This window comes from Desulfospira joergensenii DSM 10085 (assembly GCF_000420085.1).
In the GTDB taxonomy this organism is placed as follows: domain Bacteria; phylum Desulfobacterota; class Desulfobacteria; order Desulfobacterales; family Desulfobacteraceae; genus Desulfospira; species Desulfospira joergensenii.
On the sequence record NZ_ATUG01000001.1, the window covers coordinates 781,348 to 803,631 of the forward strand.

The 22,284-nt window shown below is 45.5% G+C and carries 24 protein-coding genes and 1 tRNA gene; 19 read left to right on the top strand and 6 right to left on the bottom strand.

Features of this window, described 5'->3' with window-relative positions:
* Positions 1-3 precede the first annotated feature (3 nt).
* Together F608_RS0103935 and mtgA are read left to right on the top strand one after the other, a co-directional pair.
* Positions 4-1,458 carry a trimethylamine methyltransferase family protein gene (locus F608_RS0103935; RefSeq protein ID WP_022664315.1) on the top strand — a complete coding sequence of 485 codons (1,455 nt, stop codon included), beginning with the start codon at positions 4-6 and terminating at the stop codon, positions 1,456-1,458.
* Positions 1,459-1,583: 125 nt separating this feature from the next.
* Positions 1,584-2,285 carry a monofunctional biosynthetic peptidoglycan transglycosylase gene (gene mtgA / locus F608_RS0103940; RefSeq protein WP_244154238.1) on the top strand — a complete coding sequence of 234 codons (702 nt, stop codon included), beginning with the start codon at positions 1,584-1,586 and terminating at the stop codon, positions 2,283-2,285.
* A gap of 6 nt (positions 2,286-2,291) precedes the next feature.
* Here mtgA and F608_RS37085 read toward each other — a convergent pair whose 3' ends face one another.
* Positions 2,292-3,338: a peptidylprolyl isomerase gene (locus tag F608_RS37085; RefSeq protein ID WP_022664317.1), complete on the bottom strand. Its 1,047-nt coding sequence runs from the start codon at positions 3,336-3,338 to the stop codon at positions 2,292-2,294.
* A gap of 477 nt (positions 3,339-3,815) precedes the next feature.
* Between F608_RS37085 and F608_RS0103950 the strand changes: the two genes are divergently transcribed.
* The 6 genes from F608_RS0103950 to F608_RS36095 all read left to right on the top strand — a co-directional run bounded on the left by F608_RS0103950 (position 3,816) and on the right by F608_RS36095 (position 8,949).
* Positions 3,816-4,226, top strand: a complete 411-nt coding sequence (locus tag F608_RS0103950; protein WP_022664319.1) for a hypothetical protein — start codon at positions 3,816-3,818, stop codon at positions 4,224-4,226.
* Between the two features lie 251 nt (positions 4,227-4,477).
* Complete coding sequence (locus tag F608_RS30640) at positions 4,478-5,512, top strand: YitT family protein (protein WP_022664321.1); 1,035 nt, start codon at positions 4,478-4,480, stop codon at positions 5,510-5,512.
* A 364-nt stretch (positions 5,513-5,876) separates the two neighbouring features.
* A complete protein-coding gene (locus F608_RS0103965; RefSeq protein ID WP_022664322.1) occupies positions 5,877-6,320 on the top strand; it encodes a DsrE family protein in 444 nt (147 codons plus the stop codon).
* A 284-nt stretch (positions 6,321-6,604) separates the two neighbouring features.
* Positions 6,605-6,733, top strand: coding sequence for a hypothetical protein (locus F608_RS37090; RefSeq protein ID WP_279615073.1), 129 nt, complete (start codon positions 6,605-6,607; stop codon positions 6,731-6,733).
* Positions 6,734-6,815: 82 nt separating this feature from the next.
* The gene (locus tag F608_RS0103970; protein ID WP_022664323.1) at positions 6,816-8,360 is read left to right on the top strand and encodes an IS1182 family transposase; all 1,545 of its coding nucleotides are present in this window, start codon (positions 6,816-6,818) and stop codon (positions 8,358-8,360) included.
* Positions 8,361-8,772: 412 nt separating this feature from the next.
* Complete coding sequence (locus tag F608_RS36095) at positions 8,773-8,949, top strand: histidine phosphatase family protein (RefSeq protein WP_153307442.1); 177 nt, start codon at positions 8,773-8,775, stop codon at positions 8,947-8,949.
* A 210-nt stretch (positions 8,950-9,159) separates the two neighbouring features.
* On the opposite strand, the gene F608_RS0103975 is transcribed toward F608_RS36095, so the two are convergent.
* Positions 9,160-10,659: a hypothetical protein gene (locus tag F608_RS0103975; protein WP_022663626.1), complete on the bottom strand. Its 1,500-nt coding sequence runs from the start codon at positions 10,657-10,659 to the stop codon at positions 9,160-9,162.
* A gap of 90 nt (positions 10,660-10,749) precedes the next feature.
* On the opposite strand from F608_RS0103975, the gene F608_RS35575 reads away from it, so the two are divergent.
* From F608_RS35575 to F608_RS35585, 8 genes are all read left to right on the top strand, one after another.
* On the top strand, positions 10,750-11,283 hold the full coding sequence (locus F608_RS35575) for a histidine phosphatase family protein (protein WP_084680970.1): 534 nt from the start codon (positions 10,750-10,752) through the stop codon (positions 11,281-11,283).
* Positions 11,258-11,566 (top strand): hypothetical protein, encoded by a 309-nt coding sequence (locus F608_RS0103980; protein ID WP_022664324.1) that lies wholly within the window; start codon positions 11,258-11,260, stop codon positions 11,564-11,566. Before F608_RS35575 ends, F608_RS0103980 begins: the two co-directional genes overlap by 26 nt.
* Positions 11,548-12,243: an acyltransferase gene (locus F608_RS34380; RefSeq protein ID WP_022664325.1), complete on the top strand. Its 696-nt coding sequence runs from the start codon at positions 11,548-11,550 to the stop codon at positions 12,241-12,243. Before F608_RS0103980 ends, F608_RS34380 begins: the two co-directional genes overlap by 19 nt.
* Positions 12,206-13,330: a tetratricopeptide repeat protein gene (locus F608_RS0103990; RefSeq protein WP_084680971.1), complete on the top strand. Its 1,125-nt coding sequence runs from the start codon at positions 12,206-12,208 to the stop codon at positions 13,328-13,330. Before F608_RS34380 ends, F608_RS0103990 begins: the two co-directional genes overlap by 38 nt.
* 2 nt (positions 13,331-13,332) lie before the next feature.
* On the top strand, positions 13,333-13,974 hold the full coding sequence (locus F608_RS30650; RefSeq protein ID WP_022664328.1) for an NUDIX hydrolase: 642 nt from the start codon (positions 13,333-13,335) through the stop codon (positions 13,972-13,974).
* Positions 13,975-14,198: 224 nt separating this feature from the next.
* On the top strand, positions 14,199-14,348 hold the full coding sequence (locus tag F608_RS35580) for a ChbG/HpnK family deacetylase (RefSeq protein ID WP_022664329.1): 150 nt from the start codon (positions 14,199-14,201) through the stop codon (positions 14,346-14,348).
* A 129-nt stretch (positions 14,349-14,477) separates the two neighbouring features.
* The gene (locus F608_RS0104005) at positions 14,478-15,662 is read left to right on the top strand and encodes an IS256 family transposase (RefSeq protein WP_051148546.1); all 1,185 of its coding nucleotides are present in this window, start codon (positions 14,478-14,480) and stop codon (positions 15,660-15,662) included.
* Between the two features lie 14 nt (positions 15,663-15,676).
* A complete protein-coding gene (locus tag F608_RS35585) occupies positions 15,677-16,480 on the top strand; it encodes a heparin lyase I family protein (protein WP_027362452.1) in 804 nt (267 codons plus the stop codon).
* On the opposite strand, the gene F608_RS0104015 is transcribed toward F608_RS35585, so the two are convergent.
* The 3 genes from F608_RS0104015 to F608_RS0104025 form a co-directional block, all read right to left on the bottom strand.
* Positions 16,459-16,534, bottom strand: a tRNA-His gene (locus tag F608_RS0104015). The two genes, F608_RS35585 and F608_RS0104015, sit on opposite strands and share 22 nt — an antisense overlap.
* 88 nt (positions 16,535-16,622) lie before the next feature.
* Positions 16,623-17,492 carry a nucleoside deaminase gene (locus F608_RS0104020; protein ID WP_022664331.1) on the bottom strand — a complete coding sequence of 290 codons (870 nt, stop codon included), beginning with the start codon at positions 17,490-17,492 and terminating at the stop codon, positions 16,623-16,625.
* Positions 17,493-17,554: 62 nt separating this feature from the next.
* The gene (locus F608_RS0104025) at positions 17,555-18,901 is read right to left on the bottom strand and encodes a glycerate kinase type-2 family protein (RefSeq protein WP_022664332.1); all 1,347 of its coding nucleotides are present in this window, start codon (positions 18,899-18,901) and stop codon (positions 17,555-17,557) included.
* A 203-nt stretch (positions 18,902-19,104) separates the two neighbouring features.
* Here F608_RS0104025 and F608_RS0104030 point away from each other — a divergent pair, with 203 nt between their 5' ends.
* The 3 genes from F608_RS0104030 to selB all read left to right on the top strand — a co-directional run bounded on the left by F608_RS0104030 (position 19,105) and on the right by selB (position 22,119).
* Positions 19,105-19,896, top strand: a complete 792-nt coding sequence (locus F608_RS0104030; RefSeq protein WP_022664333.1) for a sugar phosphate isomerase/epimerase family protein — start codon at positions 19,105-19,107, stop codon at positions 19,894-19,896.
* A gap of 111 nt (positions 19,897-20,007) precedes the next feature.
* Complete coding sequence (locus F608_RS36545) at positions 20,008-20,178, top strand: hypothetical protein (RefSeq protein ID WP_022664334.1); 171 nt, start codon at positions 20,008-20,010, stop codon at positions 20,176-20,178.
* Between the two features lie 27 nt (positions 20,179-20,205).
* Positions 20,206-22,119, top strand: a complete 1,914-nt coding sequence (selB, locus tag F608_RS0104040; protein ID WP_022664335.1) for a selenocysteine-specific translation elongation factor — start codon at positions 20,206-20,208, stop codon at positions 22,117-22,119.
* Positions 22,120-22,137: 18 nt separating this feature from the next.
* Here the strand turns inward: selB and F608_RS36820 are convergent, their stop codons facing one another.
* Positions 22,138-22,263 (bottom strand): helix-turn-helix domain-containing protein, encoded by a 126-nt coding sequence (locus F608_RS36820; protein ID WP_244154275.1) that lies wholly within the window; start codon positions 22,261-22,263, stop codon positions 22,138-22,140.
* Positions 22,264-22,284: the final 21 nt, after the last annotated feature.

The following is a 22,284-nucleotide window of genomic DNA, read 5'->3' on the forward strand; positions in this document are numbered from 1 at the left end:
AACATGATCAACTCGGGATCCATCCAGGCAGGCCAGCCCTTTCTTAAAATCCTAACCCAGGACCAGATATACGAGATCCGACGGGCCGCCTTTGACCTCATGTACAGCACGGGGTTCAAGGTTCTCCATGCCGGGGCAAGAAAGATGCTCAAAAAGGCCGGAGCCGTTGTAAAGGGCGAGCGGGTAAGGGTTCCCGAGTTCATCGTCAAGCAGTGCCTGGCAACGGCCCCCAACGGATTTACCCTTTACGACCGCAACGGGAACCGGGCCCTGGAGGTGGAAGGCCGGAAAAGCTATTACGGAACCTCCACGGGAAGCCCCCGGACCAAGGATGCCCGGACCGGTGAAATCCATCCCACAACCGTGGAAGATATCGGCATCGGAGCCAGGGTGGCCGATGCCTGTGAGCACATCGACTGGGTCATGCCCATGGGCTCATCCCAGGATGTCCCCTCCATTGCCGCGGATCTCTATGAATTCGAAGCCGTGGTCACCAATACGATAAAACCCATCGTATTTATCGGGTACTCGGGCAGGGGAACGGAACTGGTTCTGGAAATGGCGGCCGAGGTTGCCGGCGGCATGGACAACTTAAGGCAAAAGCCCTTTTTGGCCCTCTATCCCGAGCCCATCTCCCCCCTGGTCCAGCCCGAAGAAACCATTGACCGGATCTTTGCCGCGGCCGATCATTTCATTCCCCAGGTCCCCGGACCCGCTGTCCAGATGGGGGCCACAGGCCCCATGACCATGGCCGGGGTGATCACTCTGATCACGGCGGAATCCCTCATGTGCCTGGTTCTGGCCCAGCTTCGGCAGCCGGGTTGCCCGGTCTGCCTCTCCGGAAATGTCCAGATCCTGAACATGTCCTCGGGGGTATTCGGGGTGGGATACCCGGAGATGAGCCTGGGGATATGCGCCCAGGCAGAAGTGGCCCAGTCCTTTGATCTTCCCACCTGGGGCTATGCCGGATGCAGCGATTCAAAAAGCGTGGATGCCCAGGCCGGCCTTGAAAGCGGGTTCTCCATCATCACCCAGGCCCTGTCCGGCCTTAACCTGATCCATGATGTGGGATACCTTGACCAGGCCATGGTCTGCTCCCCGGCCCAGCTGGTCCTGGGCAACGAAGCCATCGGAATGGCCCGGAAATTCATGGAGGGCATCCGGGTGGACCAGGAGACCATTGCCCGCCAGGTCATCGATGATATCGGACCGGGAGGCCATTTCCTGGCCCATGGACATACCCTGGCCCATTGCCGGAATGCAGTATGGAACTCCCGGCTCCTGACCCGGGAACCCTATGAAAAATGGCAGGCCAAGGGGGAAAAGGATATGGCCCAAAGGATCCAGGAGCGGCTGGCCCAGATTCTGGACAGCCATAAGGTCCCCCCCCTGGATGACAGGATACTGGCAAAAATCCGGGAAATCCGGGAAGCCGGGGCCAAAGAGCTCACTGCCTGAAAAATCCTGAACCCCTTTCTGTTCAGGCCGATTGACATTGAGTCTGATTCTTTGTAGAACCCTGGGACAAAAAAAAGACGGGATTGTTTATCCATCCGGAACAGCAGAAAATCAAGGAAGGGGCAGTGGGGAAAAAAAAGAGACCCGGGATCATCATCTGGATCTGGAAAATGCTTTTCAAGCTTGTCCTGGTTCTGGTACTTCTCTCTCTTTGTCAGGTCCTGTTCTTCGGGTATTTCAATCCCCCGGTCACCGTGAACATGATCTGGGAAAGGCTCTCCTTTGAAATCTGGGAAACCCGGTATGTAAAACCCGTCTATGTCTGGCAGGACATTGAAGAGATTTCCCCCTCTCTCAAAAGGGCCGTCATGGCCTCTGAAGACCAGAGGTTCCTGATCCATAACGGATTTGACTTCCAGGAAATAAAAATCGTCATCAGGGATATGGTGGAAAAGCAGACCTTCCGGGGGGCATCCACCATTACCATGCAGGCGGCCCGGTCCCTGTTTCTTCCGGCCTCGAGGAATCCCCTGCGAAAGATGGCCGAAGCCTGGTACACCCTTCTCATGGAATTATTCTGGGATAAAAAAAGGATCCTGGAGATCTATTTAAACACGGTGGACTGGGGCACCGGCGTGGTCGGAGCCCAGGCCGGGGCCAGGAAATATTTCTCAACCGATGCCGGAGGACTCAGCCGCAGCCAGGCCGCCCTGATGGCGGCGGTTCTTCCCAGCCCCCACAAATGGTCGGTTACCCATCCCAGCGCCCACGTAAAAGACCGCCAGCGAAGAATTCTCAGGGATATGGGGAAGATGCGCCTGCCCTGACCGAAACTATTGTAAGTCGACCAGCTCCACGTCAAAGATCAGAGTCGCCCTGGGCGGAATCACTCCGGGATATCCGGATTCTCCATAGGCCAGGGGATAGGGAATGATCAGCCGGCGCTGCTCTCCCTTTTTCATGCCGGCGATCCCCAGATCCCAGCCCCGGATCACCTCCCCTTTTCCCAGGTTGAACTGGAACGGGGTTCCCCGGTCCCGGGAGCTGTCGAATTTTTTCCCGTTTTCCAAAAGTCCGGTATAATGAACGCTGGCCCGGCCCCCCTTTTTCACCCCTGCACCGGTTCCCGGCTTAAGAACCACGTAAAGGAGCCCCGGATCCACGGACACGGCATCGGGGTATTTGGCCCTCATCTTTTCCTTGAATGCGGCAAGATCCTTTTCCCGGCGGGCCATCTTTTCCTGTTTCCGTTCCCGGATAATGGCGTCAAAAGAAGCCTGATCCGTCTTAAACGCTTCTGCTTCCTTTCCCTTCCTGAGAATGGTCAAATGGATGATCCTGTCCCTCTTTTGAATGGCATCCACCACGTTCTGCCCCTTGACCACCTTTCCGAATACCGCATGCTTAAAATCGAGCCACGGGGTGGCCTTATGGGTGATGAAGAACTGGCTTCCATTGGTATTGGGGCCGGAATTGGCCATGGACAGGATGCCCGGAGAGTCATGCTTCAATGAGGGATGAAATTCATCGGGGAATCGGTAGCCCGGCCCTCCCCTGCCCGTTCCTTCGGGATCTCCCCCCTGGATCATGAAATCGGGAATCACCCGGTGAAAGCTCAGACCGTCATAGAACTTTTTCCCGGGTGCCTGATTGGAGTCTTTGGTTCCTTCAGCCAGACCGGCAAAATTGATCACGGTCAAGGGAACCTCCTTATAAAAAAGCTTGGCCAGGATCATCCCCTTGGTGGTTTCAAACCGGGCGTAGAGCCCGTCCGGAAGTTCCTCCGCCTGGGCGGAAAACGAAAGAGCAAAAAGACAAAAGAGGAAAAGAAACAACGCCTTTCCCCCTTGCACTATACTTTTAATAACCTGAATCTTCATGATATATCCTTAGGATCAACTTCTTCATTCCATTTCAGGACCGCCGCCGGAAAAAAGGGAGAGCCCCTTCCATTTTTCCCAATGCCCTTACCCTTCAAGTGTGGAGGTCCTTTTTGTACAAATAACCTTAAGAAATATGGCATACCCTCGGCTGAAAGTAAACGACGGATGTCTCATGGTATCTCTTTTAAAAATAGGGAGAATATAAATTTGATTTTTGATATTCCCCGGCTGTCATGAGAATGGACTATATGGGTTTTTATGGCCTGGGATCAGTCATAACATATGGTGTGGGGATTTTATTCAAAGAGCTGAGTCTGTATACTAGGATTGCCCGCTTTATAGCTTCACGTTTTTTAACGAAAGTTGAGATTATCATTAAATTATAATATAATATACCCCACTCTTGTTTAAGAATGATCATTCTAATCTTACAGACTATTGAAATAGAAACCCATTGATATCGAAGGACTAATTATGGACGTTCAATATATCAACTTCTTTTCCGTAGTTTTTGTTACTTTTTTTCTATCCGCATTCATCGGGAAAAAAAACCCAATTATAGCTGCTGTAATGTGCACTCTTTTGGTTGCATTTATCGCTTATCGTATGAATGAATTTAATTTTGCTATTATTTATTATTTGGTTTTATGTTTCATATCCTGCTTTTTCTGGTCTGTTCTCTTTCGGTGGGTAACTCAAAAAAATCATATAGATCCCCATAGTGATACACTCAAATTTATTATTGGATTCAGCTCTGGAAGAGGAGATAGAAACACAACTATTATATCTTCCCAAAAAAGCAAAATAGTGACCGATGGAGACAAATCATGGGAACGCAACATATTAGACCGTCTGGGGCAGTTTCGCCGTTTTAGAAAGCGATAGCTGTGTCTATCATTAAAGGCTTTTTCCAACTCATCAGCTTTCTGATAAAAAATGTCTGCAAGCTGGAGATCAGGCTGCCAATCACGACGATGCCCCGGATCCCCTTCCCGGTCAGAACTCTTCCCTGTTCCCATTCAATTTTCATTTATTGCAAAGCCCCAGCGGAAACTATCGTTTGCCGCTCTATTGAATTTATGGTAGGTTTCGTCTCTCAAAAATATCTAACAAACTTCTGAACAAGGATCCTTGCCATGGCCTTTGCTCAAGTCAATAATGAATTTTCGAAAAACCGCAGACGTTCGCGTGTACCTGAAAAAATTAAGGAAAAATTCAGACAGCCTCGAGTCGCTGCCGCGTGGCGGTTCATCTGGCGACAGTCTCAGATTGTGGTGGGCAGCCTGGTGGCGGCCCTCGGATTCGTACTCTTTCAGGTTCCTTTTAATCTGGCGGCCGGCGGTATCTCCGGTGTGGGCATTATTCTCAACCATTTCACCGGATTCCCGGTAGGATTGACCGTTCTTGCCCTAAATATCCCGCTTGTGGTTCTCGGTTTTTTCTACCTGGGGAGATGGCGGTTTGTCTATTCCACTGTAATGTCGGTGATCTGCTTCTCACTGGGGACGGATCTTTTCAACCATTACCTGCCACAGCTCAACGCCACCTGGCCAATTACCGGGGATATGCTTCTGGCCTCCATCTATGCCGGGGTACTTTTCGGCATCGGTATAGGGATGGTCTACCGGGCCGGGGGTACGGCCGGTGGTTCTTCCATTCCGGCCCGGATCATCTATGAGCGTCTGGGATATCCCATGTCCCAATGCTATTTATTTACTGACGGCACCATTATCCTGATAGCCGGTATCATCTTCAACTGGGAAGTGGCGCTGCTGGCAACCCTGACCCTGGTGCTGTGCGGCGTGTTCTCCGATTTTATTCTGGAGGGGATTTCCCAGGTTCGAACCGCCACCATCGTAACTCAAAGGCCTGATGATGTCCGGTGGGCCATTCTTCATCAACTTCGACGGGGGGTTACCCTCTGGCCCATTGAGGGCGGCTATTCAAGAAATCCCAGGACCATGGTGTTCTGTACGGTACTCCGTTCCCGGGTGGCGGATTTGAAATATGCCATCGCCACGGTGGATCCGGATGCCTTTATGGTTATCGGGGTGGCTCAGCAGGTGGTCGGGGGATACGGCCAGCCCATGCCGGCGGCAAACAACGGCAGCAACGCTTCACCGGAAAGCGATGTGGCCAAGACGCCGGTATCAACTTCCTCTTCGGGTTAGGATAGCCGGCCCCGGACAAAATACGATCCATACATCATGGCTGTCAGGCCATTTGGATAAAATCTATAGTCATAATTTTAGTGAACGGCAGGACTATAATATTACTCCGGCAAATAAATACATGAACACTTTAACAAGGATAGCACTGAGAATAGCTATAAACAGTACATTTGTTAAAATAATCTCTGCTAAATAATCGGCTATTTAATTGCCATGTTAATATATTTAAACTGATAGTTGATTTTTTCGGCAAGGGATGTTTAACCTTCAATTCAGTTGAGTATTATAAAATATTCGGCTATTCATGATATTCGAACCCATTTAATTATTTATTCATCAATCCCTCAAAAAAAGGAGAACCAAAATGAAAAGAATTTCTGTACTTGTGGCGGCAGTCCTTTTAACCGGAATGCTGGTAATTGGCGTGATTAGTGAGGCACTAGCAGAATCGTATAGGGATGGAGTACTCCTTCATATCAGTCACGGCAAAGATGATCCCCACCGTTTATTGATGGCTCTGAATATGGCAAACATGATGGCCGTTGATCACGATGTTCTCGTTTACTTCGACATCAAAGCAGTTAATGCGGTTCTATCGGATTCAGAAAACATTACTTTTTCACATTTTCCTTCGTCAAAGGAATCTTTGACAGCTCTTAAAGCCAAAAAAGTGATCCTCATGGCTTGCCCCGGATGTCTAAAAGCGGCAGGAAAAAGCAAAGACGATTTAGCCGATGGCATCCAGATCGCAGATAAAAAGCTTTTCTTCTCTTTTACAAAGGGGCGGATATTGACCTTGGATTACTGATTGCTGGCAAATCAGATTTTATAACAAATTCAACCATGTATAAAATTGAATTTTTAGGATGGGCTTGTAATGAAACCCGAAGTAAGGTTAATCTCCAATTAAGTTGATTTTCGGGTTTAGCCCAAGCGGTCTTCACTTGGTTGGTTATCATTAAAATTTTCAGGATATGCGGTTAGCAGTCAGATAATAAACGGATAAACGGACAACCGCTCAATTACTTGTTAAATTAAGCCCTTCGGGCGGACGATGGAGAGAAAACTTACTTTTACCCAAGGGAAAATATCGTGCCAGATCGAACCGGAAATCGGGTTAATTTAACAATTAAGTTGAAGTCGGGCATCACCGTTGAAGATTTTTTTTTGGCTGTTCAGCAGCCGCTTAACTTAAATGTTGAGGCTGTAGAAAAAGCCTGAAAGCACTGGAGATTCTTATCAATTTGTGCTAGATTTTTCTTCAAAACAGATAGAAAAACCGCAGACCAGACAAGAGTAAAAAATGGCCAAATATAAAGACTATTCATACGATCAAGGTGTTTTCCTTCCGGTCTATTTTGACAGACAGATCCTGCCGGGCACATTCGAATATACCCTCAGTCATTTGATTGACAATGAACTGGATTTGAGTGTTTTCGACAAACGGTATAAAAACGATGATACCGGGGCTCCTGCCTATGATCCCAGGATCCTTTTAAAAATAATTCTTTATGCTTATTCAAGGGGGATCACATCCAGCCGGAAAATCTCCCAATGCTGCGAAGAAAACATTATCTTCATGGCCCTGTCCGCTCATACAAGACCTCATTTCACGACCATCGCTGATTTTGTTTCCAGCCAGGATGAAGAGGCTGTCGCTCTGTTTCAAGAAATCATCCTTATCTGCGATGAGATGAACCTGATCGGCAGGGAAATGTTTGCTGTGGACGGCTGTAAGCTGCCTTCCAATGCCTCAAAGGAATGGAGCGGCACCAAGGCCGATTTTAAGAAAAAAGCCCTTAAACTTGAAAAAGCCATAGAACATATCATTGAAAAGCACCGGCAAATCGATGACATTGAAGAGAAAAACAATATCATCGAGTCCGATGCAAAGTATATGGCAACGCTTCAAAAGCAGATTAAAAAGATCCGTGAATGGGTAAACGACAATGATGATAAACCGGGTGCCGGTGGCAAACCCATAAAGTCCAACATCACTGATAACGATTCTGCCAAAATGAAATCATCAAAGGGTTATATCCAGGGATACAACGGCCTGGCCATGGTGGACAGCAAACATCAAGTGATTGTGGGTGCCGAAGCCTATGGAAAAGGGCCAGAACAGGATTTGTTGAAACCGATGATTGAATCCACAAAGGGCAATCTGGAAGATAGTGTTTTTGAAAAGACCCTTTTGACAGCAGACAGCGGATTTCACACCAAGGACAATATGGATATGCTGGCTAAAGAAGGGATTGACGCCTATGTGGCCGATAACCGGTTCCGCAAACGAGATCCCCGGTTTAAAGATAATGACCGCTACAAAGAAAGGCATCGTAAAGAGATCGCAGGAAAACGGAAAAAATCCCAATTGTATTCAAAAGAAGACTTCTATTTTGATCCTGATTTTAAATTTTGCATGTGTCCGGCCGGAAAGCGGCTTTACCGAAGTGGCAGAGGTTTCGATACCCATGGCAATTTTGTAACGCGATTCAAGGCGCCTAAATCCGCTTGCGGCCCTTGTAAGCTCAGATCAAAATGCCTTCGTCATCCAGACAGATCTCCCAAGAGATCGGTGGCATATTTTCATAGCGGGACAAAGAACAAAGATGCCCCGGACACAGCCACGGAAAGGATGAAACAAAAAATCGACTCCGCCTTGGGTCGGATGATTTATTCCAAGCGGCTCGGGACAGTAGAACCGGTGTTTGGCCATATTCGGCATACGATAAAGTTGGACAGGTTCACTTTGAGAGGGAAAATCAAGGTTAATTGTCAATGGCTGCTGTTCTGCGCTTTGCATAATTTGAAAAAGATACATCGGTATGGTTCGATCCCAGCCACATAAAGGAAGGGCATGGGGGAACAGATCTCTCTTTATCAGAGGCTGATATTGCGGTCTTAAGAGACAGTTACAATAGCGTAATCGATTTTAACGACAGAATTAACATAGAATAATAAAAAACAAGAGGCTGAGAATAATTTCATAGCGGCAAATGACTACCGCCTAAAAATGACTTATTCTACAGACTCGTTCACGTGGACACACGGGGGCGGACAGAGAGGGTTTCATTGCTTTTACCCAAGGGACAGACATCGTGCAAGGCTCTCCCGATAAATCGGGTTCGCCAACAAATAAGATGAAGCTGGAGCTGGCATCGAGGGATTTTTTTTGCTGCGTGGTCGCATGCTTATCGTAACGTTCAGGGAGTGTCACTGGTATAACTCGATTGTCATGTAATGTAACAAAGGATTTCAAAATGAGAATTTTAATTATCCGACATTGTGAAACCAAAAAAAATATTGATAATAAATTTGATTCCATGGATTCAAATGACACTCTTACTGGAGAAGGGAAAAAACAATTATCACATCTATGTACGTTTTTAGATAAATATTGGAGAAGTGGTTCTGTTATTTATACTAAAGGGTGTTGAAACCGTTCAAATTTCTGTTTCGTTATAGGTGCCCCACGCGTTTGTAATTCTTTTTTCCAATGTCAGATTGTCCGGCTTTTACCGTAGCAATATCTGGTTTTGTTTTTTACCGCATAAAATCTATTTCAGACGGCGGCCTTTGTTGTATTCAGATATACCAATAGCGACCGATCAATCGGCTCAGAAAAAATCCCGCATTGAACGTTCAATTCATCCTGTGGCAGCAAACAACTCCTTTTGCCCATCTTCTTTTTTCATTGGTTTATGCCTTGTTCCGGCCATTTCAATCAACAATGTTACGATAGTCGTCAGAGTTGATCGGACAATCACACCATGCTGGCTTCTTACCCGTGTTTGTTCGAGGCCTTCTCTTTTTTTCATCAGATTAAAGGGCCTTTCACAGTTTTTCCGGATCTCGATTGCGTCTTGAGATCCGCTATGAAAAATCGGCATTGGTTGAAAATAGCCGCTGTCAAAATCAACGATCCTTGATTTTGAACAATTTGATTCAAACGCACACTCACCCGGAACGGCATCACATCCAAATTCGTGGCCTTCCGGTGTCGATCCCAAAAACTGCATTGGAATCTCACAAGAATCATTACAGGCAACCCTTAATGGCGATTCCAAAACGTTGTCAGGAAGTTTGGCTTTCTCCGATGCAGGGGTGACGACATAGACACCGGTTTCGTTGAGAACCGAACCATCACTATCGTGATAAGCCTGGTCGGCGGTTATCAATTTGATATCAATACCCAATGTTTGAGCAAGCTTGATCAACGGTTTTAAAAACAGGCTGTCATGATGATTTGCCGCCCCGATTAGGGATACCAATGGAAAACTATGGCCTGTCGATGGGTTGATGGCTGTTAGGGTGTGAAGCCGGTAGCCAATGACGTAATACGATTTATCCCTTTTATTCCGGCGTTTTCCACAATCACAGTCCGGATCGGAATACATTCGTATTTTTTTGCCTTTGACCTGAATTGTGCAAAGGGGGTAATTGATTTCAGACGGCAGTTCACTGGAATCAACACCATGGATAACGGCACTCTCCAGACAGCCTGATTTATAAAAATGATGGAGGAAATATACCAGGACATTCATCAATTGTTTGAAATTCAGGCCACGCCGGAAGTGACACAATTCAGTATGATCTGCCTGGTGTTTGGTATTTAAAGGCAGTCTCACAAAACGCCTGTTTTGCTTTCGTTCCCTGCCAAAATATTCATCGCTGCAAAATTTCCTGTAACTGATTTCAGGGTATTTGATTATTTTTAAAAGCTCCATCCGAAATAACTGGTAGGGTTGAATATCCCTGTGCACAGCGGAATATCCGTCAGGCGCAATCAAGCTGTTGATAATCTGGTTGTCTATAAGTTGGTCAACAAACTGCAATTCCGGGTCTACAATTTCAGGGTATGGCTTTTTCAGGGTGTCAAAATGAAACAGGTTGTCGGAATGAAAATTTTCAATGTAGGACGCCATCTCAGGAAGGCTACGAATCTCTGCTGAGGGGGCCTGATCTTCAACTCCTATGAGTTCTTCGATGGGGATGTCCAAGGTTTGAGAATAATCATAATTATCCAAAACTTCCATCATGATTTGCTTTGTCAGCTCTTTTTTGGACTTCCTTGTCATCTTTTTCCAGTTCGGAAAACTCTTTTTCAATTGCTTTGTGATGATTCGCCTGATATTTTTTGTATGCATAAAGCCTCTGTGGTGTTGTTTCCTTTTTGTTTAGGCGCTTGAAAGATACAACTAAACAGAGGCTTTTTCAATTACTAACATACTGAAAATTTGTCGGATAACGTTAAAATTGCGTCATCGATTTCAACACCCTTTACTAGCCCAAGAAAGAGATCCGAATTAACTGCTAAAAAAATAGCAGAGCACTTGGGATTAACTTATAGTGTTGTAGAGTCATTACCACCTATAAATCCGGGAGAATTAGCCGGGCTGAAAGAAAAAACGGCTTGGGAAAAATATCCATCATTGATGGAAACAAGAGTCCGATTTCGAGATAAGCAGTGCAACGGTTACAAAATATGTTTTCCAAAGGGTGACTCCCTTTACGATTACGAAAATGATATTTCAAACGGTTTTCATTCATTACTGTCTAAAGAAAAAAATTTTATTTTAATTACACACAGATCCGTTATGCTTGCCCTATTAAACATTTTTTCAAAAAAGCTTAAAGGGTATGCTCAAGATAAGTATTTCTATTTCGAGACCCCAAAAGGTTTAATTCTTAAACTAACTACCAATAAAATATGTTCATCAGGTAATATAGAGGTAATAGGAAGCTATGAAATTTGGAAAAAACTACTCTAATATTGAAGATTATCTTTTTAAAAATAAAAAAAGAGTAATCCCAATTGAGCATAGAGCAAAACATATAAAATACTATCATTCAAAAACTCAGCAAGATTTGAAAATTTTTATTCAAGCTTTTAAAACTGAAACTGATCCTGCCTTTAGGAAGCTTATTGCATTAAAAATACTCGAAATCGCAGAGGGATACTATCAAAGCGAACCTATAGATGGGTTGGAGAATGATAATAACATAGATTGCGATGAGATATATGGAGCATTGAAATGGCAACTACCCAAATAGGCAAATTTATTAAAGGTGTTTTTAGCATTCATAATCTCTTCAAGAATGTTTTTATGAAATTCTATTTTCAAAATATCGTTGGTAATATTAATAACCCATTTTCGATTCACCATAGTACCATTTTCAGAAATGAGAGGCAGATATCAATAGGTTCTAACGTATTTATTGGTAAAGATATTACTCTAAATGGAAGAAGTAAAAATCACCCTTATGGAATTGTTCTAGGAGAATCAACGTATCTTAAGGGGAACTCATATATAGATGCCTACGGAGGTATGATAGAATTTAAAGGGTCCTCTAACCTAAGTCAATTTAGCTTAATTGCGGGCCAAGGCAAAGTTACAATTGGTAAATATGTTATTTTTGGTTCCCATTGTATAGTTCTATCAAGCAACCATATTTTTAATTCCCTGGAAGTGCCTTATATGTTTCAGGGAGATATAGTTGCCCCAGTAGTCATTGAGGATAACGTCTGGATTGGGGCAGGAAGTATTATTCTATCTGGGACCAAAATTGGACGAAATTCCGTAATTGGCGCAGGAAGCATTGTTAATAAAACTGTTCCGCCTAATTGTCTCTATGTCAATAAATTAGGGAGAAGAATTGTCCGTGAATTGAATACGGGAGAAAGGAAAAATTATGCCCAATACAGAAATAAATTATTTAATGTACGTTAAGAAAATTCTAATATCGTTTGTTGCTTGCTTAAGTTTTCTTTGGTTAATCATATCTCTAATTGATTGGGTTTTTTCCTATAAAATATTATCCAACTCAAAATTTAATGGATTTTTATATATATTATTCTTTTCATTTCTGTTTGGTTTGGGGAATCTGCTTTTTGGTCTTATTGGGGAATTAAAACGAATTAAACTATTGGCTAAAAGAATTAGTACGGACTCGAAAATCCAAAAGGAAGAAGACGCACAGGTGGTCGATACTTTATTTTTAGACTTGAAATCTGCATTTGATAAAGAAAAATGGCAGGAAGTAATAAAAATAGGTAGCGTTCTTAGCCGCCCATTATGGGTAACCGGTAAATATAGTTTGCGAATTAATATTGGCAAACTGGTTGAATCAGCCTCAGCATACTCAAATAACCCTGAAAAACAAGCTGAAACATTAATAGATGATTTGGGTTGGACATATGTTGTTTTGAAAGAGTATGATGAGGCAAAGAAAAATATAGAGCATGGTTTAGAAATCGCAACCAAAATCAATAATCCTGTTATCGCATGCAAAGCCACAAGACATCTTTCAGGTATTTACCTAAGACAAAATAAGATGAAAATGGCAAAGGATTATTCTGAAAAGGCAAAAAAATATTTAATCTCAATATCTGATTTAAATAAAAAAAAGGAAATGGAAGCAGGACTATTATTTTTAGACGCTGTCATTCTTAAAGCCGAAAATAAATACAGTCAAAGCTTAATTCAGTTAGAAAAAGCGGCTGAAATATATAAAGCCGAAAAGGATAATGACAGACATTTGAAGTGCTTAGCTTTGCAAGGGAGTCTATTATTTAAAACAGATGATTATAATGCAGCAAAGGATATTTTTAGAAAATGCTTAGCCTTATCGAAAGAGATATCAAGAGAAGATCAAGTTATTGAAAGCTATTTAGGCTTAGGAAAAATATTTCAATTCGAGGGTGAGCTTGAAGAAGCTAAAAAATATTTTCAACTAGCATCTAATTCTGCCAAATCAATTGGTAACACCAAATTAGCACAAGAAATTAATCAAAAATATCTTAAAAAGGGAGAGTGATTATGTCTGAAATGTTAGATTATTTTGATGACAAGATGAACTATTTAGGTACTGCAAGTAGAAAAGAGGTCCACCAAAAAGGATACTGGCACCAAACATTTCATTGTTGGATAATCAGGAATACGGGGGAAGAACAATATATTTTGTTTCAGAGAAGAGGTCCCGAAAAAAAAACGTTTCCAAACACTTTAGATATAACTGCCGCTGGTCATTTGGCGGCAGGAGAGTCAAAAGAGGATGGTCTAAGAGAGCTTAATGAAGAACTTGGTATAAATGCAAAATATGAAAATTTAATTTATTTGGGTATCCGTATGAGTTCAGCTCGTGTTGGAGACAAACTCAACCAGGAGTTTGCTCACGTATACTTGCTTGAATCAAATATACCTTTGGAGCAATACAAGCTACAAGCGGATGAAGTCGGCGGCCTCGTCCAAATGAAACTCCAAGATGGACTTGATCTTTTTTCTGGCAGAATCGAAAAGGCGCGAATTACAGGTTATCAAATTGACGATGCTGGTATAACTAACACTGTTGATACTGAAATAACCATAGGGGAAGTTATTCCACGGATAGATCCTTATTATTATAAAGTATTTATTATGTCAGAAAGATATTTTGAAGGGAATAAATATCTTTCAATTTAACATATTGAAATACAGCAATAGTTTTAGACTTTCAATTATAGTCTTGCATGGATTTGAATTGATAATGAAGTATCATCTATAAAGATATGCCTAATACGTCAGTTTGCTTTTAATTTAAACAATAGGGAAAAGTTAGGGTTCAAGGTCGACAGTTTTCTTTAGACAAAGTTACACAGTTGATAAATTATCATTAACATTAAATCGACATAATGGATAGATCGATTATGAAAGAACGAGGAATAATTATAACAGCAGATGATTTTGGAATGAGCCCGATTTTTAACAAAGTTATTGACGAGCTCGTCGTTGACGGAATTATAAGTTCAGTATCTGTAATGGTCAAAAGAGAAGAAGGGAAAAGCAAAAAGAACTGATAACGTATAAATAATTTCGCACAATTAAAAATTGAAAAGATGGTCTCAACTTGGTTATTTGTTAAATCGACCAAGAAAAAACAATAATCAAGAAAGGAGACCATCTTGGAAAAAGAGTATACACAAAAGCTGGATAAAGTCATTAAAATTGATGAATCAAAGATTCAAGATCACCTTGGAGAAATGGTAAGAGGCACAGTTGAAGAGACGCTCAATAAAATGTTGGATGCAGAAGCTGACAAACTTTGCAATGCAGAGCGCTACCAACGCACCCAATCCAGAACTGATACCCGAGCCGGTTATTATCAAAGAAACCTCCATACAAAGGCAGGCGAGGTTAAACTGAACGTGCCTAAGCTGAGACAACAGAAATTCGAAACCGCTATCATCGAACGGTATAAACGCCGAGAATCTTCAGTTGAAGAAGCCATGATAGAGATGTATCTGGCGGGTGTGTCTGTAAGACGGGTTGAAGATATCACCCAGGCGCTTTGGGGAACTCGGGTCAGTCCCGGCACTGTGAGCAATCTGAACAAAAAGATTTATAAACATATAGAAGACTGGCGGAACCGGCCGATTGAAGGTAATCATCCATATGTATACTTGGACGGCATTGTTCTCAAAAGAACCTGGGCAAATGAAGTCCGTAATGTATCTGTCCTCGTGGCCGTCAGCGTTTCCCAGGAGGGATATCGCCAGGTAATAGGTGTCCAGGAAGGCCACAAAGAAGATAAAGCAGGCTGGAGTGGTTTCCTAAAGCATTTAAAGCAACGGGGTCTCAAAGGTGTTGAACTCGTAATTAGTGATGCCTGCCTTGGCCTGGTTGAATCCTTGGGTGACTTTTATCCTGATGCCAAATGGCAAAGGTGTACAGTTCATTTTTATAGAAATGTATTCAGTGTCGTCCCTCGCGGCAAAATGAATGAAGTATCCAGAATGCTCAAGGCTATTCACGCTTCTGAAGATAAACAGGCAGCAATTGAAAAGGCAAAGGCTGTGGTTTTGAAATTAAAAGAGAAAAAACTCAGATCTGCTGCCGAAAAAGTTGAAAAAAACATTTTAGAAACGCTCACATATTATGATTTTCCAAGTAAGCACTGGCGGAGGATCCGGACCAATAATCCTCTCGAGAGGATTATGAAAGAGATCCGTAGACGAACGCGAGTGGTGGGTGCTTTCCCTGATGGGAACTCTGCTATTATGCTGGTTGGAGCTCGACTCAGACATATTGCAGGCACCAAGTGGGGATCGAAAAAATACCTGAATATGGAATTATTAAAAGAAATGAAAATTAACAAAGAATATGCAGCTTAAATTATGAAACTGAGTTGAGACCAGAATCAAAAGTGCGAAAAATATTTGACACTACCACAAAAATACCAATTTTTCAATCAAGTTTTGAATCAGAACTAGAAGTAAAAGAAAAATTCAGATTTGATAAAATTGAAGATCATGCTTGGCAGATCACTGCAGATGAGAAGCATTTTGGCAGGAAAGGTCTTAGAATTACGATTGATAAAGGATACAAGCTTGCTAAGAATACAGAACGATCTGAAATTCAAGATCCCTTAAAAGTATCCTTAGATGATGAAGCTTGGTACAGAATTGATTTCAAAATCCCTAAAGACTTTCCCAAAATTGATAACAGACTTGTAATATGGCAGCTAAAACAAGCTGGTGATGGCAATCCTCTTATTGCAATGGAATATGAAAACGGCAAATTAAAACTGAAACAAAGATTTGATCGTACTAAAATAAATTACTACCAATCAAAAGAAGATTTCAAAGATAGATGGATTCGAATAGTTGTCCATGCTAAAGCATCACATTCCGAATCAGGCTTTATTAATGTATATCTGAATAACACCCAGATTATTCAATATAAAGGGCAAACCGCTCATCACAGTAAATGGAAACAAATTACATATTTTAAATTTGGATTATATCGAGATGTTATCGATGTTCCAATGTATATGTACTATGATGAATACAGAAGGGGTTCTTCATGGAATGAAGTTGTTCCCGAAAACAAAAATGCAATTCTGGTCAAGAATCTTTGGAGATTAAAGGTAAAAAAGAAAGTCAACTGGCTGGAATTAAATAGAAAAAATGGGGTGAGTGACGGGATTTGAACCCGCGGCAACCAGGGCCACAACCTAGTGCTCTACCAACTGAGCTACACCCACCGCAACAAAACTTGACTTGTATATCAGAGCCAGGGGGTTTTTTCAATACTTTTCTGATCCTTTTTCAGAAGGATATTCTAAATCCTCCCTATCCATCCAGGAGGATCATCTCCTCGCAATACTCTGAATACGGCCTTATTTTCTTATAATTCCGTGTAAACCGAAGGTTCTTGTCAATCTGCTTGACCAGCAGATCCGTTGATCTTTCATTATAGTATCTGCAGATATACCGGGTATCCAAATCGAGTATCCTGCATGCCTCCAGGGTCGGGCAGAAGTTTTTCGAATGAAACAGGATCTTTTTCCCGGTTCTTTCCACGATGGGGGCCTGGTCTTCTCTGATATTGAAGCGACTGAGCAACAACTGATACCCGGCTTTAATCTTGTCATCGGAAAAACCATGACAAGAAGAGACTTTAGCCTCAAACCATTCCAGCCTTTTCCGGGTGGATTCCTCGTTATACATCAGGAGCTGATCTTTTGTGGCATTTCTCAGCTTTTGGATTTCCTGCCGGACCGCACCATTATAGAGCAGTGCGCATTCATCCCCCAAGGGTCCCTTTTCAATCATCACCTTTGCCCCTGCTCTTGAAAATATCTCCCTGCAAGGGATACCGATTCTCCTGCGGCCCTGTTTCAGGGCATCTTCAATGGAAAATCCGAACACGATCTTTTTTATCCCGGACCAGACAATGGCGGCCGCGCACATGGGACAGGGCTCATGGGTAGTGATCAGGATGCAGCCGCTCAAATCCTTGGTTCCCAATTTTCTGGAAGCCTGGCGGATGACATTTATCTCTGCATGGGCAGTGGGGTCCTGCCGGGTCTCTTCGGTATCCCGGCCTTGGGCAATGATCCTATCCCCAAGGAGGATCACGGCGCCAAACCCGTTGTTGCCTTCACACAGGCTTTTTTTTGCCTGATCAACGGCAATCTGCATGGCTGCTTGAAGCCTCAATACAATTTCCTCCTCCGATTTTCCGGAAAATTCTCTTCATTCTCCCGGCCCGGGAACCGGAATCACCTCGTATTGACCAGCAGGATCTGGAGATCCATGACATTGGTCCGGGTGGGGCCGGTGATCAGAAGATCGTCCAGGGGTTTGAAAAAATGGTAGGAATCATTCTCCCCGAGGAAGCTTGGGGCTGACAATCCCAAGACTTCGGCCCGGGCCGTTGTGGATCCGTCGGCAAAGGCGCCGGCCGCATCTGTGGGGCCGTCGGTACCGTCGGTACCGGCGGAAAGCATCAGGATCCCGGATTCCCCGGCCAGTTCCATTCCCGCGGCCAGGGCCAGTTCCATGTTCCGTCCCCCTTTTCCCTCTCCCCGGATGGTAACCGTTGTCTCCCCGCCGGAAAGCAGGCAGGCCGGTGTAGAAACAGGCCGGTTGGAACGGCGGACCTCCTTGGCCACAGCACAGAGGACCCTGGCCACCTCACTTGCCTCCCCCTGGATCATGGAGGAAAGGACAAGGGGGGCAAACCCCTGGTTTGCGGCTTCTTTCTCAGCCGCTGATAGGGCGTCGGACAGACTCCCCACGATCAGATTGGTGACATTGGCAAATTCAGGAGACCCGGGCTTGGGGGTTTCCCGGATCTGCCCTTCTATCCCTGCATGAATCCGGTTCTGAACCGGTTTTGGAATCTGATCCCAGAGGCCGTACTTGACCAGGATATCCCTGCAGTCCTTAAAAGTGCCCCTGTCCGGGGCGGTCATACCCGACCCGATGATATCGAGATCATCCCCGATGACATCGGAAAGGATCAGGGAGATGATGGGCGCGCCGTTGGCCTTCCGGCACAACTGCCCGCCCTTGATCCGGGACAGATGCTTCCGGACGGTGTTGATCTCGTGGATGTTTGCCCCGCAGCCGAGAAGCTGCCGGGTGGTTTCCTGCTTGTCTTCCAGGGTAATTCCCTCTGCCGGGGCCGGGGTCAATGCCGAAGCTCCGCCGGAGATCATGCAGAGGATCAGGTCTTTGGGACCGGCCCCGGAGACCAGGTCCAGAAGAGCGTCGGCAGCATCTTGACCGTTGCGGTCGGGAACCGGATGACCGGCCTCCATGACCCGGCATTGTTCAAGATTCGCCCCGTGCCCGTACTTGGTGATCACCAGTCCGTCGTGAACCCGGGATCCCAGAAGGGCTTCGGCCCGGGCGGCCATGGCAGCGGAGGCCTTGCCCGCGCCGATGAGAAAGATCCGCTGGATATTTTCAAAGGGAATTTGAGTCGTTCCCAGTTTGAGCATATCCCCGGTTACCTGGATATACTTGTCAATACAGGCCTCCGGAGCCACTGCCCCGATTCCGGCATTGAATATGGCTTTTGCGGCTTTTCTCAACTCCTGTGCAGATTCTGTCCGGCTCACAATTGACCTCCTCCTGGTACCCCAATTTATAAAAAATCATTTTTCCATACCCCCCTTATCAACCCTGGTTTTTCTTGTCGAGCCCTAACCGATATTTTTCCGGCAAGAAAAGCATAAAAAGAGACCCCTTGACTTCATCTGCCGGACCGCCTACTACTCTATCCTAGAGAAAAACAGATTTAACCCCGTCATCAGGATGCAAAATGAAATTCGGTGCAATGAACTTTCCCATAAAGCCGGTGCCGGATGAGCTCCGGAAGATTGCCGATCTCGGGTTTGACTATTTTGAACTGAGCCTTGACCCGCCCTGTGCCCATTATGCAGAGATTAACAGGATCCGGACGGAATTGAGCAGAACCCTTGAGGATTGCGGCATGGAGCTGATCTGCCACCTTCCCACCTTTGTCTATACGGCGGATCTTGCGCCAAGGATCCGGAAAGCCTCCCTGGAAGAGATGATCTTTTCCCTAAAGACGGCTGCCCGGCTCCATGCAGTCAAGGCCGTGGTTCATCCCCCCATGCTCAGCGGTCTGGGCCCCTTTGTTCCGGAAAAGGCCGCAGGACTGGCCCGTGAAAGCCTCGCCACCGTTGTAACAGAGGCCGAAGGCTTAGGGATCCCCCTCTGCCTTGAAAACATGTTCCCCGGGTATCATACTTTTTTCAGTCCCGAACACTTTATTCACGTGTTCGAGGCATTTCCCGGGCTTCAACTGACCCTGGACACCGGGCATGCCAACATGGGCGACCCTGAAGGAACCCGGCTCTTTGAATTCATCCGAATGTTCCCGGACCGCATCGGCCATATCCACGTGAGCGACAACAACGGAAAACAGGATGAACATCTCAGGGTGGGAAGCGGGTCCATTGATTTTGAAAAATTTGCCGGGCAGATCAAGAAATCAGGATACAACCATACCATGACCCTGGAAATCTTCTCCCCGGACCCAAAGGATCTGATCCAGAGCCGGGATAGAATGGCCGAACTGTTTTCCTAAACTTCAACCTTGGGGTAAACTTTGTCAAACCCTTAAATAAGATTGACCTCGGCCGGGGGTTTGACTATTATTTATGAATTTGGATTTTATTAGACTCTGGGAACCTTAATTATGAACGCTTTATTGATATTTTTTGTCCGGCTGATCCTGGGCCTGGTCTTCGGGATTCTTCTGACACGACTGTTCCGGCCGGACTGGGGGATCTTTTACGGTGTGGGCACCGGGATAATCCTTACGGCCCTGGCCTATGCCATGGGCTATTTCAAAAAAACCAAAGAATAAATCTTTTGCCTGGAAGAGGATGCTTCATTGGACAATATCATCTTAGGAACCGCCGGCCACATTGATCACGGCAAAACCAGCCTGGTCAAAGCCCTGACCGGCATCGAGACCGACCGGCTCAAGGAAGAGAAGGAACGGGGGATCACCATAGAACTGGGCTTTGCCTCCCTGGACCTTGCCAGCGGAAAGCACATCGGCATTGTGGACATGCCCGGCCATGAGAAATTCGTTAAAAACATGGTGGCCGGTTCCAGCGGCATTGATGTGGTGGCCATGGTGATCGCAGCGGATGAAGGGGTTATGCCCCAGACCCGGGAGCACATGGAGATCTGCAACCTCATGGGCATTGAACACGGTATGATCGCCCTGACCAAGACCGATCTGGTGGATGAAGATCTCCTGGAACTGGCCATGGAGGATATCAACGATTTTGTCCAGGGAACCTTTTTAGAGGAAAAACCGGTTGTCCCGGTCTCTTCGACCACGGGCCAGGGCCTGGATCTGTTTTTATCCACCCTGGAAAATATCTGCGCAGAACTGCCCGAGCGAAAATTCTCCTCCATCTTCAGACTCCCCGTGGACCGGGTCTTTTCCATGAAAGGATTCGGGACCGTGATCACCGGGACCCTGACCTCGGGCAGCATACGGGTGGGAGAAGACATCATGGTCTATCCCAGGAAGATCGTATCCAAGGTCCGGGGAATCCAGGTCCATTCCAGCGGTGTGGATCAGGCCTCGGCCGGGACAAGGACGGCCATCAACTTCCAGGGCCTGGACAAGGAAGCGGTCCTGCGGGGGGATATTCTCTCCACCCCGGATACCCTCATTGAAAGCTATATGGTGGATGCCCACTTCCATTTTCTGAAGAGCAATGCCAAACCGGCCAAAAACCGGACCCGGATCCGGTTCCATTCGGGCACCAGCGAAATCCTGGGATATATGATCCTCCTGGACCGGGAGGAACTTTTGCCCGGAGACGAGGCCCCGGTACAGTTCAGGCTGGAATCCCCGGTCTGCTGCATCAAGGATGACCGGTATGTGGTCAGGAGCTACTCCCCGGTGAGAACCATCGGCGGCGGAGCCATTCTCAACCCGGTTTCCCAGAAGCATAAGCTCAACGATCAGAACGTGATCCAGGGCCTGGAGGCCCTGATCCTGGAAGAGCCGGAACAGACCCTTGAGTTTTTCCTGTCCCAGAAAGGATTCCAGGGTCTCTCCCTGACCGAACTCCGGGTCATGACCAATATCCCGGACAAAAAACTTGCCGCCACCCTCCAGAAGATGCTGGCCCGCCAGGACATCATCCAGACGGACAAGGACCGGCAGATTTACGTGTCCGGACCGGTTTTCGATGAGTTCAAGGGGAAGATCATCGAAAAGATCAAGGCTTTCCATGAAGTCAATCCCTTAAAAGAGGGAATGCCCACCCAGGAACTCAAATCCAAATTCCAGTACATTGAGGATGTCCGATTCTTTAATATTCTTTTCACCCGCCTGGCAAAGGAAAACCTCATTGTCCAGGACAAGAACCTGATCAAGATGGCAGATTTCACGGTCGCCCTGAAAGTGGACCAGCACGAGATCAAGGAGAAGATCATTAAAATCTACCAGGGCTCGGGTCTGACCCCGCCTTTTTTCCGGACCGTGTGCCAGGATCTGAACCTGGATCAGAAAACCGCCAAAGACGTCCTTCACGTCCTCATAGAAGAAAAGGCCATTGTCAAAACCAAGGACGACCTCTACTTTGACGCCGGGATTATTCAGGATCTTGAAAACAGGGTCATTGAATTTTTAAAGGCCAATGAACAGATGTCCACCCCCGAGTTCAAGGACCTGACCGGGATTTCCAGGAAATTTGTCATTCCCCTGATCGAATACTTTGACTCCACCCATCTGACCATTAGGGTGGGGGATGTGCGGCAGCTTCGGCGGAAAGTATGAGTTTCAATTGAGAGCAGATCATGCCACTTCCAGCCCAAGACTTTTTCCCAAAGCCTGTGCGTAGTTTACTAAGGTGGACAAACGGATATCTTCGGCATGGTTTTCGATCCGTGAAATTGCAGATTTCCCGGTGTTTAATTTAATTGCAACCTGCTCTTGGGTGAG